This window comes from Paenibacillus sp. J22P165 (assembly GCF_059692015.1).
In genome coordinates this window covers 158974-175405 of sequence record NZ_JCAUAP010000006.1, presented here as the reverse complement: position 1 = coordinate 175405, position 16432 = coordinate 158974, and the positions used below count along the sequence as shown (strand labels likewise).

Annotated in this window: 17 protein-coding genes; 1 reads left to right on the top strand and 16 read right to left on the bottom strand. The window is 45.3% G+C overall.

All coding sequences use genetic code 11. The features are described from left to right. Positions 1 to 34 precede the first annotated feature (34 nt). From AC58QM_RS15960 to AC58QM_RS15900, 13 genes are all read right to left on the bottom strand, one after another. On the bottom strand, positions 35 to 1198 hold the full coding sequence (locus tag AC58QM_RS15960; protein WP_497285563.1) for an Rne/Rng family ribonuclease: 1164 nt from the start codon (positions 1196 to 1198) through the stop codon (positions 35 to 37). Between the two features lie 23 nt (positions 1199 to 1221). Continuing rightward, positions 1222 to 2097 carry a M50 family metallopeptidase gene (locus AC58QM_RS15955; protein ID WP_497285561.1) on the bottom strand — a complete coding sequence of 292 codons (876 nt, stop codon included), beginning with the start codon at positions 2095 to 2097 and terminating at the stop codon, positions 1222 to 1224. Beyond that, positions 2090 to 2986 (bottom strand): peptidoglycan DD-metalloendopeptidase family protein, encoded by an 897-nt coding sequence (locus tag AC58QM_RS15950; protein WP_497285559.1) that lies wholly within the window; start codon positions 2984 to 2986, stop codon positions 2090 to 2092. The genes AC58QM_RS15955 and AC58QM_RS15950 overlap by 8 nt, the downstream gene beginning before the upstream one ends. Positions 2987 to 3143: 157 nt before the next feature. Continuing rightward, positions 3144 to 4292 carry an FtsW/RodA/SpoVE family cell cycle protein gene (locus AC58QM_RS15945; RefSeq protein ID WP_497285557.1) on the bottom strand — a complete coding sequence of 383 codons (1149 nt, stop codon included), beginning with the start codon at positions 4290 to 4292 and terminating at the stop codon, positions 3144 to 3146. 7 nt (positions 4293 to 4299) lie between these two features. Then, on the bottom strand, positions 4300 to 5094 hold the full coding sequence (minD, locus tag AC58QM_RS15940; protein WP_057311629.1) for a septum site-determining protein MinD: 795 nt from the start codon (positions 5092 to 5094) through the stop codon (positions 4300 to 4302). Between the two features lie 42 nt (positions 5095 to 5136). After that, positions 5137 to 5796, bottom strand: a complete 660-nt coding sequence (gene minC, locus AC58QM_RS15935) for a septum site-determining protein MinC (RefSeq protein ID WP_497285555.1) — start codon at positions 5794 to 5796, stop codon at positions 5137 to 5139. 72 nt (positions 5797 to 5868) lie between these two features. Next, positions 5869 to 6396 (bottom strand): rod shape-determining protein MreD, encoded by a 528-nt coding sequence (gene mreD, locus AC58QM_RS15930; protein WP_497285553.1) that lies wholly within the window; start codon positions 6394 to 6396, stop codon positions 5869 to 5871. A gap of 14 nt (positions 6397 to 6410) precedes the next feature. Next, a complete protein-coding gene (gene mreC / locus AC58QM_RS15925; RefSeq protein ID WP_497285551.1) occupies positions 6411 to 7274 on the bottom strand; it encodes a rod shape-determining protein MreC in 864 nt (287 codons plus the stop codon). A 21-nt stretch (positions 7275 to 7295) separates the two neighbouring features. Further along, positions 7296 to 8330 (bottom strand): rod shape-determining protein, encoded by a 1035-nt coding sequence (locus AC58QM_RS15920; RefSeq protein ID WP_497285549.1) that lies wholly within the window; start codon positions 8328 to 8330, stop codon positions 7296 to 7298. 36 nt (positions 8331 to 8366) lie between these two features. Continuing rightward, on the bottom strand, positions 8367 to 9056 hold the full coding sequence (gene radC / locus AC58QM_RS15915; RefSeq protein ID WP_497285547.1) for a RadC family protein: 690 nt from the start codon (positions 9054 to 9056) through the stop codon (positions 8367 to 8369). Between the two features lie 111 nt (positions 9057 to 9167). After that, positions 9168 to 9617: an RrF2 family transcriptional regulator gene (locus AC58QM_RS15910; RefSeq protein ID WP_310501486.1), complete on the bottom strand. Its 450-nt coding sequence runs from the start codon at positions 9615 to 9617 to the stop codon at positions 9168 to 9170. A gap of 121 nt (positions 9618 to 9738) precedes the next feature. Then, complete coding sequence (locus tag AC58QM_RS15905) at positions 9739 to 10341, bottom strand: Maf family protein (protein ID WP_497285545.1); 603 nt, start codon at positions 10339 to 10341, stop codon at positions 9739 to 9741. 43 nt (positions 10342 to 10384) lie between these two features. Next, positions 10385 to 10627 (bottom strand): DUF4321 domain-containing protein, encoded by a 243-nt coding sequence (locus AC58QM_RS15900; protein ID WP_310501484.1) that lies wholly within the window; start codon positions 10625 to 10627, stop codon positions 10385 to 10387. 205 nt (positions 10628 to 10832) lie between these two features. Here AC58QM_RS15900 and AC58QM_RS15895 point away from each other — a divergent pair, with 205 nt between their 5' ends. Beyond that, positions 10833 to 12068 carry an N-acetylmuramoyl-L-alanine amidase gene (locus AC58QM_RS15895; RefSeq protein WP_497285544.1) on the top strand — a complete coding sequence of 412 codons (1236 nt, stop codon included), beginning with the start codon at positions 10833 to 10835 and terminating at the stop codon, positions 12066 to 12068. A 53-nt stretch (positions 12069 to 12121) separates the two neighbouring features. Here AC58QM_RS15895 and AC58QM_RS15890 read toward each other — a convergent pair whose 3' ends face one another. The 3 genes from AC58QM_RS15890 to AC58QM_RS15880 all read right to left on the bottom strand — a co-directional run bounded on the left by AC58QM_RS15890 (position 12122) and on the right by AC58QM_RS15880 (position 16391). Continuing rightward, the gene (locus AC58QM_RS15890) at positions 12122 to 13459 is read right to left on the bottom strand and encodes an SPOR domain-containing protein (RefSeq protein WP_497285542.1); all 1338 of its coding nucleotides are present in this window, start codon (positions 13457 to 13459) and stop codon (positions 12122 to 12124) included. 162 nt (positions 13460 to 13621) lie between these two features. Continuing rightward, on the bottom strand, positions 13622 to 14962 hold the full coding sequence (murC, locus tag AC58QM_RS15885) for a UDP-N-acetylmuramate--L-alanine ligase (protein ID WP_497286029.1): 1341 nt from the start codon (positions 14960 to 14962) through the stop codon (positions 13622 to 13624). Between the two features lie 55 nt (positions 14963 to 15017). Next, on the bottom strand, positions 15018 to 16391 hold the full coding sequence (locus AC58QM_RS15880) for a bifunctional folylpolyglutamate synthase/dihydrofolate synthase (protein WP_497285540.1): 1374 nt from the start codon (positions 16389 to 16391) through the stop codon (positions 15018 to 15020). Between the last annotated feature and the right edge of the window lie 41 nt (positions 16392 to 16432).

The window sequence follows — 16432 nt, the reverse complement described above, 5'->3', positions numbered from 1 at the left end:
ATTATATCACAGTTATAAATTCATATGCAATGTTTTATTTGCGTTTGCGAGTCATCTCTAGCAATCCTAACTTCGTCCAACCGACAATTGTCGTCTTAGAACGGTCCTTGCGCACCGCTTCCGCCATGTTGGCCATGACCTTGGCCCGGTTATCTTCGGCATGCATATCAATAAAATCAACAATAATGATGCCTCTTAAATTACGAAGCCGCAAAAGTCTAGGAATTTCAACAGCTGCTTCCCGATTAATATCTGTTACGGTTTGTTCCAAATCAATAGAACCGGTATATCGTCCCGTGTTGACATCAATAACTGTAAGCGCCTCTGTTTGATCGATAATTAAATACCCGCCGCTAGGCAGCCAAATTTTACGACGAAAGCTCTGATTCAACTCTTCCGTCACGCCGAAATGATCGAACATTGGTGTTCTGCGATCGTAGAAAGCAACGCGGCCTCGCCAGCTCGGTTGCTGCTTACGCAGTAAGTTTCTCATCTCTTCAAAGACCTTGTTATTGCTCATCCATACTTCTTGAACCTCATCGGAGATCACATCTCGCGCAAGTTTGGGTAAGAGATCTAAATCTTGATACAGCTGAGCAGGGACATTTGTCTCATCCCGCTTCGCTAGAATGGTACTCCATACATCGCGCAAGTTTTGTAGATCATCGCGAATGGCTTCTTCACTTTGACCAATTGCCCCTGTACGAATAATAACACCTTCACCAGGCATGAGATTGCCTTCAGCAAGCTGCTTCAGACGTTGCCGCTCGGCTTCAATGTCAATTTTACGTGATATTGCAATATAATCAGCATCTGGCATATAAACAATCCAACGACCCGGAATGGAAACGTGTGTAGTCACTCTTGCCCCTTTGGTTCCTTGTGGATCCTTGCTCACTTGAACCATCAACATTTGCCCAACTTCAGCAATATCCGTTATGGATGGCTTAATCTTAGGCTGCTTGTCCAAATGAACGGGGAGGAGATCGTCTATATAAAGAAAGGCATTCTTCGCAAGTCCAATATCGACGAATGCCGCTTGCATACCAGGAAGTACGTTCACGATGCGGCCCATGTAGATGCTGCCTGCCCGTTGAGTTTCAAGCGGATACTGCGTATCATACTCCACAAGTCGTCCATCTTCTAGCAATGCCGCTTGTGTAAGCTCGGGTGCGCAGTGAATTATCAGTTGCTTCATACACGTTCACCTCACCAGTTATTTTACATGAAAAGATCGGAAACTGCACTCCCCGGTTTTTTTCCATCTAAATAACCGCCGACGATTTGCTGCTCGGGTAACACGGCTTGAATGCGTCCTGCTTCGTTCATTACATAAATTAAGTGATACCGTTCTCGCATAAAAAGCTTCAACGTCTCTGCCATCGTAAGCTGCTTCGTTATCACGATAGGCTGCGCTCTCGTACCTCGACTAAGCAACTGACCTACTCGCAGTCCGCGGCCCATGAGAAAGCGCACAAAATGATACGGAATTTGCCGGTAAGCGTACCAATTGGACACGAGAAGAAATAAACCAATGACTAGGATGTTAATCGGCAGCTGGCCTTGTATGAGCTGAACAATAGCCATAACAATGATCGAGCAACTAATCGTCATACTGATCCAAACTGAGTACACAATCGTGTTATGGTACGACATGATATAGCCTAACAAGCCTTGCATCACTTTCCCGCCATCGAGGGGCATCACGGGTATCAGATTGAATAGACCGATCATGAGATTTGCTTCAATGAAGTAGTCCCACCAATTACTACTGCCAATCTCAAATGATTTCATCACGATTGCAATCAAAATCATCCACACATGCTGTAGAGGTCCAGCAATAGCGACGATTAATTCCTCGCGTGTAGAGGTACTTCCTAGCTCATCCACGATCAAAACACCACCGAAGGGAAGAAGCTGCACTTCTTGAACCCTCCATCCGAAACCTTTCGCCGCGGTTAAATGCCCGAGTTCATGAATGAGGACGATACCGAACAAGGTGATCGCTTCTAGAAAATATCCTGTAAGTGCACAGCCGATCATAATTAGCGTGAATAATGGATGAAAGCGATATTTCGTCCCTGCCCATTTAATCAAAGGAAATCACTTCCGCCGGATTGATCGTCACGCCCTCTTTCATGACTGAAAAATACAGAGTCCCTTTAGCTGGATCTTTGGCAGAAGCCTTTCCTATCGGCTCCCCGACCTTCATCCAATCCCCCACAGTTACTGAAGTCTGACTAAGTCCCCCATATAAGGACTCCAGCCCCCCTGGATGACGAATCATGATCGTCAACCCTGTATCCGTCGCATTCCCTGCGAAAATGACCTGTCCTGTATCCATCGCATACACTGGCGCAAACTCCGCCGTATTTATATTCACGCCTTTATGAAGTGTCCCATCGTATCTAATCATCACCGTACCTTTGGCTGGTGCAAATAAGGTACGTTTCGATGTACTTACAATTACAGCTTCATTGCCTGCTCGGTTAAAACTCGGAATAAAGGAAGGTGCTCCTCCGAACTTATCGGAATACCAAGCAGAGAATGCCGTAAAGTCATAGGACTGTGTAAGAGCTGCCGTTATATATAGCTTTCCTTGATTAGCCCAAGGCTTGTCTATCTGAAACAAACCATAGACAGAAACAAATATCACACCGCTGATAAGCAGTTTCATTGCGATCTTTCGAGCAGATGGCGGTGTGAACATATTTCGTTCGGAGTCATCATTTGCCGTATCCATCATGAGCTTCTGTCTCCATGCGTATTCGGGGTCCTCCATCCGCCGTTTCCAGTCAGAATCCACATAAAGCGGTACATCGCCCCTCTGATGTGAGGGATGTGGAGGATGTGGGGGCAACAGGAAATCGGCCGACGGAGAGGATCGTAGTGAACTACCATTCCCGCTTGATACTTCTGACGACGATTCTCGCAAATGGCGAAGTCGTTCTAATCGGCGTTGCTTGACTTTATCTTTTATAACCATAGAATCCCCTCCTTATAAACATTCATTAGTACAGCCTATGAGCAGAGGGACAAGATTATGTAATACGTAAAGTACTTCGTTTGGCTTCCGCCATAACAAAAAAGCCCGCAGCCCCCACAGGGTCACGGACTTAGCAAACAGAGGGTCATTTCATCCATTAAAACAATTCTGGCGCACGTTCTTGATGCAGCTTCACACTCATAACTAGGCCTAGTGAGAGCATGTTGATCAATAGCGAGGTACCACCATAACTCACGAATGGAAGTGTAATCCCCGTCAATGGCATGATACCAATCATCATACCGACGTTTTCAAATATCTGAAATACGAACATGGACACGACGCCAACAACAATATATGCGCCGCCGAGTTGAGAACTTTGAATCGAAATCAAGATCATACGGTAGATAAGCAAGAAATAAATAAGCAACAGTACCGCTGAACCGCGGAAACCGAACTCTTCTCCAACGACGACGAAGATCGAATCCGAATAAGCAAAGGGGATAAAGTTACTATGCACCGAAGTTCCCTTCAGGAAGCCTTCACCTTCCAGGCCACCTGAGCCAATAGCTCTTACCGCATTGCGCACCTGATAATTATCATCATCAGACACCTCCGTCGGATATAGGAACGTATCAATCCGATCCATCCAGTGACTGAATCCATAGCCTTTGAGCATCTCAAACAAGCTATCATGAAAATGTTTATATAGGGTTAGCGTGAGGAAGCCAACACCGACTACCACTAGGATGCTTATTAAGACCTGCGAATATTTGATATTCCCAATCCAGAGCATCCCGAGCAATATAATGATAAAAATAATCGCGTTCCCGAGATCCGGTTGAATGAGCACAAGAGCAAACGGCACTAGTACAGCTAACCCTACAGGGATAATATCATTCTTAACAAGTAACAGATCCCCACCGCGTTTGGCTAAAAGCGCCGTAATACAAATAATGAGAATGAGTTTGACGAGCTCAGCAGGTTGGAAAGTCAAACCCCCAGGCAGTTCGAACCAGCCGCGCGCACCATGAATTTTTTTACCGAAGAAATATACAGCAATCAGGGAGATAATGCCAATCCCATACAAGTACGGGGCTATTCGAATAAGTACGCGATAATCGAATAAACTACAAGCGAGAAAAGCCACTAATCCCACTGCATATAAGACCAAAATCTTCGTAATGCTGATGTTAATCGTCGGATGATCAATCGATGAACTATAGACCATCATCGTGCTTATCACCATAAAAGCAAATAGAATGACAACTATTGGAATATCAATGTTTTTCAGCTTGGCAAACACAGAACAATCATCCTATTCCAATAAACTTTTTCATTCGTTTTACCCAACCGGTTTTGTCCTCTAGCTGCATAAGCGGAACGGTATCGCCGACAATACGTCTTGCAATATTCCGATACGCGATCGCTGCGCGAGATGAAGGATTCATCACTGTTGGTTCACCTAAGTTAGCTGCCTTAATGACATGCTCGTCATCGGGCACAATCCCTAACAAATCTATAGCAAGCACAGAGCAAATTTCATCGATATCCAGCATTTCGCCTTTTTTCACCATTTGCGGGCGTATGCGATTAATGACAAGCTTCGGTGAAGATATTTTCTCATTCTCCAAAAGACCAATAATGCGATCAGCATCGCGAACAGCCGCATTTTCAGGTGTTGTAACAACAATGGCTTTATCCGCGCCAGCAACCGCATTCTTAAAGCCCTGTTCAATCCCTGCTGGACAGTCAATGATCACATATTCGAAATCATTTTTGAGCTCTAAAATAATGGTCCTTACCTGTTCCGGAGATACAGCATGCTTGTCTTTCGTTTGAGCGGCCGGCAATAAATACAACTCGTCAAATCGCTTATCTTTAATTAACGCCTGCGGTAATCGGCAACGACCTTCCGCAACGTCCACAAGATCATAGATAATCCGATTTTCTAATCCCATTACAACATCCAGATTACGCAAACCAATATCCGTATCTACCATGCATACTTTCTTCCCCAGAAGTGCAAGTGCAGTTCCCAAGTTAGCGGAAGTCGTCGTTTTACCAACGCCACCTTTACCAGAGGTGACAACGATAGCCTCTCCCATATTCCTCACCCCAGACACAATTTTTTCTACATGTTGAAAATGTTATTTGAACGGAGCCTCTGGCCAAATCCGATGAAGCTGATGCAGCTTATCGATTTCCATTTTACCATCCTTGACATATGCAAATTCCATGAAAGCCTCGTCAATTCCCCACTCATCAGGTGAACGGCTAATCACTCCGGCAATACGTAATTGCGTAGGACGCATATGAGAGGCAGCAATGATTGCCGTCTCATCCCCTTCTGCCCCCGCGTGAGCCATACCGCGAAGTGAACCCATTATGTAAATGTTCCCTGTAGAGGTGATAATTCCACCTGGGTTAACATCACCTAAATAAAGTAAATCACCTTCATTGTGAAGGGTTTGTCCCGAACGAATCATACCTCTTAGCGTAGTCATAGTAACCTTGGGCTCGGGTGGAACCTCCACCTTAGGCGGTTCACTTTCGATTGATTGAATTAAGAGATTTCCTTTCTGCTTAATGACAGCTCGAATCTCTTCTTTCTGCTCATCGGTGGCCTCACGGTTGCCCAATTTGACATTCACATGAATAATAGGACCCGTTAATATTTGTTGATGCGTTTTCTCAAGCTTATGTTGCAGCTCTTGCAACAGCTCTTGCCAATCGCATGCGTCATTTAGTAAAAATACAAGGCCATCTTTGACCCCTTTTATCATCACATGGTGCTTCGCTACAGACATAATGGCATGACGACCTCCCAACCTATACATTTCGGCCCCTGTTCTAAATTCTCCTGCTTCTCGACTGGAAAATTAATCTTCCTTTGCAGAAGCTGCAAGTCGCTTGCCTTCAAGCAGTTTGCGGATGGGAACGTAGCAAATTAAGGCTGCAAGTAAATTGAAAAGAACACTTGGGAGCATGTAATGGGTGAGAGCAAAATTCAAATCGATAGCAATCAGTTTGAATAGACGATTGATCCCATAGTTGAGAAACTCAAATATTAACAAACCTAAGCTCGTAATCAGCAAGTTGTAAAAAATCAGATTAGGCTGTTTACGCTGCGCAAGCCCAGCCAAATAGCCTACAAGCCCCATGCTGAACGAATAAACGCCTAACATCGCACCATAGTAGGTGAAATCGTGTAATAATCCAAACAACAATCCGTAAACTAAAGCCGCATGACGATGATGAAAAAGTCCAATAAACATGATAAATACCAAGGTTAAGTGCGGTGTTACTACGACAATCGATTGCCACGAAGACGGCAGCAGCCATACGACTAAACTTCCTTGAAGGATAAACAAACCGAGAAGGATGAGCCATAAAACATGTCTATTCATTTTGTCGGCTCACCTCATTTCACTTCCGGAACTTCAACGACGAACACTTCACGGATGCGGTTAAAGGAAGCTTTTGGCTTCACCATTACTTTGTAAGTAATGCCGAACTCCCCAGGTCCAATCGATGAGATTGTTCCTACTTCTATCCCCTTAGGAAACACCTGTCCCAATCCAGAAGTAATAATCGTATCGCCAACCTTCATGTCATCCGCATGTTCAACTTTATTCATTACCAGCTCGCCTACTTTGGGATCATACGATTCAATCATCCCGAATGGCTGGGTCTCATTCCCCTTAACCGTAACGGCAATTGCTTTCGAGTTGTTATCTGTATCATTCGTCTCAGACAGCAGCTGCACATTGGAGTGGAAGCCGAATACTTTACTCACTCTTCCTACTAAGCCGTCCACTGTCATGACCGCCATATTCTCCTTGATCCCATCTTTATCACCTAAATTAATCGTTACGGTGCTGTTGTACGGGTCTGGATCAATGGTGACGACCTCTGCGATCCGATATGTATAATTGTTCGCTTCTCGCTGACGCTCTGTGAAACCAAGCGATTCCATCAGACGTTTGTTTTGCGACTCAAGCTCATTCAATCGCTGTGTATCTCGCGCATACTGCGTAAGCGTCAGCTTTAATGTCTTGTTTTCTTCATAAATGACTCGCAGATGTCTGATGTCTTCGAAGAAGCCCGCTACCTGCGCAGCGGGCTTGTACAAGAGTCCTTGCGTCCAAGATACGGAGTCTTTGACAAATTTCTCGGGCCAAGTCATCGGCCCTCGATTTCCAAGTGTTAGTCCCATTAAGATAAAGAAACAGACTAAACCGGACATAAGAAAAATAAGTCGTTTGTTTCCCATGAATTTAAACAAATTAGCACCTTCTAACGAATATTAACCCTTGTATCTCGAACCAGATCCTGATTTATTTTTGAATAAGTGAATATTCTCTAAGGCACGTCCCGTTCCGATCGCTACGCAATCCAACGGATTTTCGGCAACCATGACCGGCATTCCCGTTTCTTTAGCTAGAAGTCGATCCAGATTACGAAGTAATCCGCCGCCGCCAGTCAAAACAATACCGCGATCCATAATATCCGCAGATAACTCTGGAGGACATTTCTCCAACGTGACTTTCACCGCATCAACGATTGCACTTACCGTATCTGACAATGATTCTGTAATTTCGACAGATGTTACACTGATCGTTTTGGGTAAACCGCTGACAAGATCACGACCGCGAATTTCCAATGATTCCGTGTTATCTGTGTTAAGTGCGGAACCAATTTCGATCTTCAATGTTTCTGCTGTACGCTCCCCGATCATGAGATTGTACGTACGTTTAATATATTGAATAATAGCTTCATCCATTTCGTCACCAGCGATACGAATTGATCGGCTAGTAACAATACCGCCAAGCGAGATAACAGCCACTTCTGTCGTACCTCCGCCAATATCAACAACCATACTCCCCGTTGGTTCCCATACAGGAAGATCCGCACCAATCGCAGCAGCAAACGGCTCCTCGATCGTATAAGCCTCTCTTGCCCCCGCTTGCTTGGTTGCATCTTCAACGGCACGTTTCTCGACAGCCGTAATCCCAGAAGGCACACACACCATCACATTCGGATGACGCGGAAATAACCATCGTTGCTTCTGCGCTTGTCGAATAAAGTAGCGAATCATCGTTGCTGTCGTGTCGAAATCGGCAATAACGCCATCTTTCATCGGACGAACAGCCCGGATGTTCCCAGGTGTACGACCAATCATCTTTTTGGCGGATTCGCCTACGGCTTCAATTGTTTTTGTATCGGTACGAAGGGCGACCACTGAAGGCTCCCTAACGATAATTCCTCTGCCTTTCACATAAACCAATGTATTCGCAGTACCTAAATCAATTCCCAGATCTTTCGTAAAACCACCAAACATACAAACGGCTCCTTTCCTGTTGCGTGTTCTATTATATTACATAAAGCCTTGTTCCTTCAAACTTATAAATCTCTGATCTCCAATGATAACATGATCCAACACTTCAATACCAATTATTGTACCAGCTTCTACTAATCGACCTGTCAAACTAATATCTTCCGGACTTGGTGTGGGATCTCCACTTGGATGATTATGTACACAAATGATGGAGGCACTGCTTCGTTTAATAGCCGCACGAAATACTTCCCTTGGGTGAACAATAGACGCATTCAAGCTGCCCATCGATAAGGTTTCTTGTGCAATGACATGATTTTTGGTATTCAGAAACAAACAGACGAAATGCTCCTTCTGTAAATAGCGAAGCTCCTCGCTCATCAGATTAGCGATATCTTTCGGAGAACGAATCGTTATCCGCTCCTCATAGGAGCTCTTAGCCAGCCTGCGACCTAATTCAATTCCTGCAAGAATTTGAAGCGCCTTCGCATCTCCAATGCCTTTGATTTGCTTGAGCTGATCCCTGCTCATATCAACTAGGTTGCGCAGCCCGCGGCTTTCGCTAAGAATCCGGCTTGCCAAATGGATCGCCGATTCCGATACGGTTCCTGTCCTTAATAAGATAGCAAGCAGTTCGGCATGACTTAACGCCCCTGCTCCTAGTTGAAGCATTCGCTCCCGCGGTCTTTCATCGTTCGGTATTTCTCGCAGCATCAGGCTTGAGCTTTCCATGTTTTCCCCTCTTCCGTAATGTAGGTTATGTTACTTATTGCGATCCCATGCATACAGGCAAAAGCCCCTAAAAACAACATAAAACCCCCGGATTATAAGATCCGAGGGCTTCTAGGATAGAGATTCTGTATTCAATTGCGGACATTCTAATGCCCTTATTTGTTCAAGCATGCTGCCGATTGTATGACCTTCAAAGTAATTTTCCATTTGCTTCTCAGCATCAATAAAAACCTTACCCATCAATCTATCCATTTTAGAAGAAATCATACAGGGCTTCGATTCATCACCAGAGCACCAACTAGGCTTCAAAGTACCTTGGCAAGTTAACCGGTAAATCTCCCCAAGGGTGACTTCCTCAGGCTTACAGCTTAGTATAAAACCGCCACCGATGCCTTCCTTCGTTGACACATACCCTGCTTTTCGAAGAAACCCCATGACTTTACGAATTCGTGCAGAATGTGTAGATACATTCGCTGCAATTTCTTCGCTAGTAGCCATATGGTCCGGTAAATGAGCTAACAGAACGAGACTGTGGACGGCAATTGTAAATTCGCTGTTCATGAAAGATACCTCCCAGAAGAATGCGAAGTCTTGTCGCTTACTGTCATTGTAACCGTTACAGATTGCTCAGTCAATCTTATTACCCTATTTTGGACTAGAATGGATAGGTCTGGAAATGAGGCTATAGCACTTGAATGTCAAACGTTAGCAATAAATCACTCAGCAACGAAAGCGGCAGTCCTACAACCGTGAAATAATCCCCTTCGATCCCACTGATGATCGTTGCCCCAATCCCTTGAATGGCATATGAGCCTGCTTTATCTTTGGGTTCTCCAGTAGCTATATACCGTAGGATTTGTTCGTCAGACATAGGCTTCATCACTACATTCGTCACGCTATGTGAGACAACTTGGCGGTCTGTAGCCGCATCCACGCAGGCAACACCACTATACACCTGGTGCGTATTTCCTTGCAGATTCTTTAGCATGCGGAAAGCATCTTGTTCATTAACCGGCTTGCCGAGAATCTCCTCGTTATACACAACAACCGTGTCAGATCCGATGATAATACCCAACTTCTCTTGGTCTTCCAACATATCCCGTACTGTCGAGGCTTTACGCAAGGAAAGCAGCTCAACGAGCTCCGATGGTGTTATTTTTTGTTCGACGGTCTCATCCGCGTCACTCACCCGAATTATATAAGGTAGTCCGAACGATTGGATAAGCTCCTGCCTCCGCGGTGACGAAGAAGCTAGAATAAGTCTTTGGTTTTCTTTCGATGGCACGATCAACAACTCCTAAATTAAATTCTACGCGTTACGTTTCTCACTACAGTTTCCGATAAAGGAGATATGCTCCTACTAATCCTATAATACTGCATAGGTTTAGCTTCACCAAAAGGCTGAATTCATATTTCACTACTTGTAGATCTGCTTTGGGTTCCCAAGAAATTTGAACTGATTTAGTTAGAAATGCGAGAGCAGGAACGGGCGCCAGCAGCTGGCCGATAATAATCCCAGTAATTAACCCGACGATTAGAAAAATGATTAATGTAAAAGTATTTTTTTTCATCCCTGTCATCCTCTCTATGTATGTACAAGCCTATTATACGAGGAATCACCTCTTTTTTCCATGTCAAATAAACAGCTGGCACGTGGAATCAACGATGAAGATTCTTATCTGCTTACAGCTTAAACCAACCCTATTAGAAGTTTATGGGAATTGAAAACTGATAGATTCTAATGTGGTAAAATAGTTACCGGAGGTAAATTCAACTATGACTCTACTGAAAAGACTTATTCTGTTCACTTTATTACTCACCGTCGCGTTTCCCTATCATGCATTCGCTTACAAGGTTGTGCTTGATCCTGGGCATGGTGGAAGTGATCCTGGCGCCATAGGCGTTGGCGGTCTCCGTGAAACAGATGTCAATCTGGACATCACGTTAAAAGTAAAGCAAGCACTGCTTGATCGCGGTTACGAAGTTGTCTTAACAAGAACCAACGACACCTTTCTCTCGCTTGCTCAGCGAGTTGCATTTACGGACGAACAGCAAGCTGACTTATTCGTATCCATTCATGCTAATGCACATTCAAGCAGCAAAGCGAACGGCACCATGGTGCTCTATTATGACAACGCGTACCCACAAGAAGATTACCCAGCTAGCAGCACAATGACGCAATTAACGCCTTACAGTAAAGATTTGGCACAACTTGTACAGGATGCTTTACTCGCACAAGCCGGCACTAAAGACTTAGGACTAACCCCAAGTGCTGTCTATGTGGCGCGCATGGGAACGATTCCCAGCATTCTCGTAGAGACTGCCTTTCTTACGAATAAAAGCGATGCAGCCTTGCTTGCTAGTGATGCAATGCGTTCGAAGATGGCGATTGGAATCGCCAATGGGATCAGTGCCTATGAGCCGCCACTCTTCACGGATGTGCTTGTTCATTGGTCTAGAGCCGCCGTTCTTCGCATGAAGAATAAAGGCATCGTCGAAGGTATGGGGAACAACTACGAACCCAACCGCGCGCTAACGAGAGCGGAGTTTCTCACGCTGATGGACCGCGTATTCACATTCAGTAAGCTGCCAGACGTCTGCAGTACGAACGGAAGTGTGACTTCCAATGTTTATGGCTGCGGAACTGGAGCAACGAAAAGTTATTCCGATTTATCGGCTTCCCACTGGGCAAGTGCTGTTTTCGCCAAAGCGGCGAAATTAAACTTACTCCAAGGCTATGCCGACAGGACGATTCGTCCGAATCAAGCGATAACACGCGGAGAAGTTGCTTTCTTATTCAATCAGCTTCTGCAGATGACAACACCTTCCTCACAATCCACGTATACAGGAGCATTCGATGATGTGCCCAAGTCAATGTGGAGCGCTTCTGCCATCATCACATTGAAAGATAAAGGTATTATCAATGGTATCTCGGACACATCATTTAAACCCGATCAAACAATGACAAGAGCAGAGATTGCTGCCCTGCTTGATCGCTATATCACCAAATAACAAGAAAGCCGTGTAGCCCACTCAGGAATGAGTCAGGTTACACGGCTTTTCTATTACACTACGCTTACTGTCTTAATCAGCTCTTTTTGAGCAATGATGTACTGCATCATGGCGGATTGTGCTTGCCACATTAAGGCTTGAGACGGCGTTTTTTTGTATTCATCCATCGATTGAACAGCACGATTAACCGCTGTTGTCATCTTAGCTAACGACTGCTTAACATCGTCGCCCGCTCCTTCGGTCAGCCCTGTACCCAGCGTGATGAGGGCTTGATGCGAAGTACGAATCGTCTGTATTGAGGCATCCGTAAGTGCCGTAGGCTTCGTCTCAGCCAAATGAACAAGTGTCAATCCACTTATTGTATTTACAAGTTTATCGCCCTCTGCAAGGTAGGTAGGCAGCGTCGCTGCCTTCGCGCCAGACCACCGAATGCCCGTTACCGCTGGAAGATCCACATTTTTCATAAAAACTTCTATCGTTTTATCCGTCGCCTGTACGCCTTGTCTCAAGGCAATGGCATCGTCTTTCGTTTTTGCAAACCCAACAAATACAGTAAGTTTATCGGAATTATCCATCGCAGATGCAAGCCCCTTCTTACTAAGGGAATCCTGAACAGCTTGAGCACCCTGCAAAGAGCTAAACACCCCGTTTTGCAAGAAGGTATAGGACTTAGCAGGAATTTGCACAGGTGTGACTGCTACTGATGTTGCAGGAAGTACGGCGGCATCCCCTTGTGGTTTGGTGGTAGTTGCGCCTACTTGTGTATTCGGTGAAGGTACGGTTATTTTGGAAGGATTCGATGTAGCTAAACTCGTAGTCGTATCAGGGTCAGATGAGAACATCGATAGTACGAAGAAACCGAAAGCGATGCCCGTAACAACAGCACCAGCAACTGATGTCGCAATACGCATCCATGGCGTGCTCGACGACGATTTCGCATAGCGCGTTTCTGCCCCCTGCTCTATGTAAGGCTCCTTGCCTGACCAGTTAGTCCATTCATCCCGAGGATTCACAGGTTCTGGCTCTCGTTCATTACGGACGACTGAAGGGATTGGAGCATTCTGTTGCGGCTCGCGAGATATTTGCGTTTCACGAATGATTCGTTCTACGCGTTCTCCCTCCGATTCGATCTGGCTATGCCAGTTTCCGAAATCCGTAGTAAATGTATTCAGTGCATGAGGTTCAAACAGTGATTCCACTTGCTCTCGTTCTGCTTGCTCATATGGCGTCACGTCCTTCGGACTACGATCTATCTTCGCCTCTACTACTTTATATTCTTCTTGATAGAGAGGAATTACATTCTGCTCTTGTTCATGAACCCTCTCAACTCTACGTGTTGATTCTGCGCTTTCTTTAGGGTCAAAGCGATATGTGATTCTAGCTTTTTTCATTCTCTTCCCACACTCCTCATCAAAAGTATGCCCCGAACCGGGCACAATGCCGTATCATCTTGTCCTAATCTTCTGTTACTAGAGTATGAGAGAGAGAACCTTAATATGATTATTCAAGAAAAAAAGACCGCCTCCAGCCCAATGGCGTAAGCGATCTTTTCTTTACGTATGAGATTCGTATTTCTTGCGAAGTGATTTAGCTAAACCATCCGCTGCTTTCCAGATGTCGCCCGCGCCCATTGTCAGAACGAGGTCACCTGGTTGAACGTGGTCAACCAAGTACGTCAGCACTTCTTCACGTGTAGCAATGTGCTGAACATTCGGATTGCTGTTGCTGCGAATAAGCTCTACTAGCTTAGCGGAGTCAACACCTTCAATCCGTTGTTCGCCTGCAGGTGAATAAATATCAGTAATGATCACTTCATCCGCTTCCAAGAAGGAACGGCTAAACTGCTCAAAGAGGTAGTACGTTCGTGTATAGCGTTGCGGTTGGAACACAGCGATAATACGCTTTCTCGTCGCTTTTGCAGCGGAAATCGTTGCTTGAATTTCCGTTGGGTGATGGGCATAATCATCGATGACTAGGATATTTTCCACTTCACCAAGCACTTGAAATCTACGCTTAGCTCCCCGAAACTCTTGAATAGCTACCGCGATTTGCTCGAAAGAAAGACCTGCTTCTAAGCAAGTAATTAACGTAGCTAGCGCATTGTAAACATTATGTTTACCTGGCACAGATAAGCTTATTTGGCCTAATGACGATCCTTTGAACGCTACCGAGAAGGTTACTTTGCGATCACCAAGGGAGATGTCACTTGCGATATAATCCGCTTGTGTCTCAATCCCGTACGTAATCACTTGGCTTTGAATCTCCGGTATCATTTCACGCAGGAATTCATCATCTTGACATACAATCGCTTTGCCGCCAGGTCTTACTTGGCTTAAGAATTGTTTGTATGCTTTTTTCAAGTTTTCGAAATCGCCATTATAATTCTCCAAATGATCGGCTTCGATATTGTTCACTAACGCTAGAGTTGGGTGATATTGCAGAAAAGTTCCATCGCTCTCATCGGCTTCCGCAACCACATACTCCCCTTTGCCAGCTTTGGCATTGCTGCCCACATTCATGATTTCTCCACCGATAATGTACGTTGGATCAATCCCGCAAATCTCCATCACTAAAGCGATCATGGAGGAAGTGGTTGTCTTACCGTGAGCACCTGCTACGGCAATTCCTTTGCGTTCGTTCATCAGCCTTCCCAGCATTTGTGAACGATGAATGATAGGAATGTTCATTTGCTCAGCTGCTTGTATCTCTACATTGTCTTTGGCTAACGCCGTTGAATATACAACCAAATCGGCTCCTGATACGTTCGTTGCCTCATGGCCGATAAAGACCTGGGCGCCCTTAGCTTTCAGTTTATCTGTAAGCTCCTGCTGTGCAAGATCTGACCCCGAAATGCGATACCCCATTTCGAGCATGACTTTGGCAATGGCACTCATGCCGTATCCGCCGATTCCTATAAAATGTACGTGTTCTGCTTGACTCACGCCGTTCTCACCATCCTTTTTCAGAATCGGTTTGATAGGTTATCCAAGAACGAACATCAGAGATTAAATACAGCGTGCCGGATACGACCGCCAGATCATCCTGCTCAGTTCTATTTGTTAATAAAGTTAGAGCTTGCTTCCAATCGCGCTCTACGGCAACTTCTACCTCAAGATTCATCTCTCGAAGCAGACCATTTGCAATTTCAGCGAGAAGGTAAGCATCCCCTTTTTTATGAAAATTTGCTTCTGTAATAATGAGCGTATCCACCAATGGTAGTATATGCCTTAAGTAGCCTGTATGATTCTTCGTGGCTAGCATTCCGACCATCATATGAAGCTTCTTATACTTATACACATTCTGAAGTGCTGCAGCCAATGTTGCTGCCCCCTCAGGGTTGTGAGCACCATCGATCAGTATGCGCGGCTCCGTCGAAACCATTTCCAGACGACCGGGCCATCTCGTACCCGAGAGACCCTTTTGCAAATCAACGTCTTCCACGATGGTCGCGTAATATTGACGAAGCACTTCTAGCGTCATGACCGCTACAGCCGCGTTCTTCAACTGATGTTCACCGTTCAGGGTGATAGCCAGCTCTGGGATCGGCCTAAAAGGACCGTTAAACTGAAAACTTTGACGATCCAGCTCACTTGTCACATCGGTCAAATGAAATTGATCACCAAGGGTATAAAGCGTAGCTTTCTTCGCCTTCGCTGTTTGTTCAATAACGCTCCAGATCGCCTCAGGTTCAACTGCTGTAATGACAGGCACTCCCGCTTTGATGATCCCTGCTTTTTCAGCTGCTACAAGCTCAAGTGTATCGCCTAGGATATCCATGTGGTCGTGACCCACATTCGTAATCACGGTAACGATTGGATTCACGATATTCGTGCTATCCAGCCTTCCCCCGAGTCCGGTTTCCCATACTACATAATCAGGATACGCCACTTTTCCAAAGTAAAGGATAGCTAGCGCAGTCGAGATTTCGAACATCGTTGGAGCACCAACTTCTGTTGCGGCAATCTCATCGACAATTGGCTTCATGTCATTCACTAATCGAAGTAGAACCTCATCTTCAATGTCAGCGCCATTGACTTGAATGCGGTTGGTATACCGCACCAAATACGGCGATGTAAACGTACCTACATCATAACCGCATGCTTGAAGTACGGAAGCTAAGTAAGCACATGTTGAGCCCTTTCCATTCGTACCGGCCACATGAATGAACTTTAGCCTGCGTTCTGGGTTACCCAGCTTCTCCATCAGCAGATGCATACGCTGGAGGCCCGGTTTCATGCCGAGCTTCTCCATGCGTCCAACGATCCAATCAATGGCTTCTTGTGCGGTTTGGAATTCACCCGCCGAGTTCTTGCTTACATCCATTGTTCTCATCCTCTTTTACTATATGAATCACCTTGTAGACG